At 55.3% G+C, this 2067-nt stretch carries 2 protein-coding genes; both read right to left on the minus strand.

What is annotated here, in order from left to right; all coding sequences use genetic code 11:
* Positions 1–1443 precede the first annotated feature (1443 nt).
* Positions 1444–1701: a hypothetical protein gene (locus MJ783_RS21080; protein WP_239313083.1), complete on the minus strand. Its 258-nt coding sequence runs from the start codon at positions 1699–1701 to the stop codon at positions 1444–1446.
* Between the two features lie 23 nt (positions 1702–1724).
* Positions 1725–2067, minus strand: a 343-nt coding sequence (locus MJ783_RS21085; RefSeq protein WP_239313086.1) for an HYD1 signature containing ADP-ribosyltransferase family protein, incomplete at its 5' end; no start/stop codon positions are given.

Raw genomic sequence — 2067 nt, forward strand, 5'->3', positions numbered from 1 at the left:
CGTGTGTGTGCCCGCCGTGGCCGTGGCCGTGCGTGGGGGGTTCATGCTCGTGGCCGGTGTCCATCCTCGCGACGATAGGCGAAAACGATCAATGCAGCGTGGCGGCAGCTGCCATCCCGTCGCACCTGCCCCGACGGTGCATCGGCGCCTTCACCGTCGTGATCCGGGAACTGTCCGGCAGCGGCCACGAGGCCGATGGGAGTCCGGTCCGGGGGTAGCTGCCAGGAGAAGGCCCGGAGCGGGGTGCCGGCGTCGGCGTTGGCATCGGGGGCCAGGATAGAAGCGGTGAAGATCTTGAAATGCGGCCGTGAGGAACTCCGCGGCGCAGGGGGCGCGGAACGTCCAGACAGCGATGGCGGTTGTCACGGTCTGCGACAGCAACTGGTGTGGTGTCCCAGGTCCGGTCTGGGACACCAAGGCCGCATAACAGCAAAAGTCGATATTGGCTACCCATGATCGATGTGTTCGGAGGGCCTATGCGGTCAATTTCTGTCTGCCCCTGCCGTACCTTGCCTCTGGCTAATGTTCCGTGATTCCGCCTCTTTACTTTGCGCTGCCAGCATCAACAGCCCACGGCGCCATCAAGGCCGGTCGAACGGAGGATCGCATGACTCGAGAGCTGTCGTCGCCTGGCTATTCGCTGCGAACACCACCCCGCGGCTTCTTCGGAATTTTTTCACCGCAACCCGACCCGCCGGAAGCGGTTCACCAAATTGGACACGCTATAATGTGCGCGATAATGAATGTTTCAGCTGGTAGTTATCTAACGACGTCCAATCCGGCCGCTTTCAAAATGTCAGCAAGCCACACAAGGCCATAAGTCATGACTTTTGACGAATCAGTCAAAATAGACTCTAAATTGGACAGAGATTCACCGAGCTGTCCAATGGATAAATCTGTTGGTTCTGAATAAATATTGTAGAGAGCCTCTTTGGGAATCGACCAAAAATAGTCTTTATCGAAAGATATCTCCGGGCCGACTTCCTGTCGTAGATGATCAATTAGAAGATTGAATACGATTCTGAGTTTCTCAAGCGAGACGGATACTTGCTCACTCATTAGCGCCACCCTCAAGAATTTTGGAAATCTGGAAGCTTATTCAGAACCCCCGGCGCGGATAGTTTAGATCATGTATCGTCGCAGTTTAGGATCTGTAATGAATTAGCAAATGCATCCTCGGGAGCGTCTTCGCAGGTCGCAGGCCTGCAGAAGACTCAAAATGAAAGGGTTATTTCATTACGAATTCTAGGAAACTGTCAAAGATCTTTATCGAGGACTTCTGAATAAGTCTCATGCCGTGGTTTCAGCAAGATCGAAAGGAAGGCGGGTTGTCGGCGTCCCAGGTGTAGCACCAGGTCTGCGGCTACGCCGACAGTTGTTTCTGCTGGCGTAGCGTCACCCGGCCCTGGCCGTCGTGCTCATTGCCCTCGGATTTAGTAATGGTCAATCTTCGGTGAACTTATAGGACTCCTCTCCGATTCTGTCCACTTCGTCCTCTCCGATGACAGCTTCGAGTGCGTCGCCGACCACTCGTCTCAAGCGAGCCAGGCGTCGACCCACGTCATGCTCGACGACATACCCAAAGAGCAGTGCAGGATCCCGATCTCCGTTACCAATCTGGGACCCTATGCGGTCTAGCGCAACCACGAACTCATTCAGGTCGCGGAATGCATCCTTAGCGTCGCCGATGCCGACCGTCACGGCGTCCAGTCTGGGTTCATTCACTAGCGCACTACTTTGATGTCGGTGACTGCGATATCGCCGGTCACGGCCCACTCGTGAATCTTCATTATTGGATTATATTCTTTACTTATTCGATCGGCTGCGACGTCGAAGTCCAGGACGTGTCGACCATGTCCGCGTGAGATTCCAAGGCGCTCCTCTGCATCACGTGGGCTCAACGGCTTGCCCTTGGCGGGGACCAGAAAAATTTTATTTTGATCGCCAGCCTTGACCACTCCAGACGAGAGAATTCCTTCTTTTCCCCTGGCATTGGTGTAGTGCCTCATCCTGAGGACGTCATAGGGGGCGAGGCCGAGGGGGTCGAACCAGGTTAGCGGGTTGGGG

Origin of the sequence: Protofrankia sp. Cj3, assembly GCF_917627355.1 — a bacterium.
GTDB lineage: Bacteria > Actinomycetota > Actinomycetes > Frankiales > Frankiaceae > Protofrankia.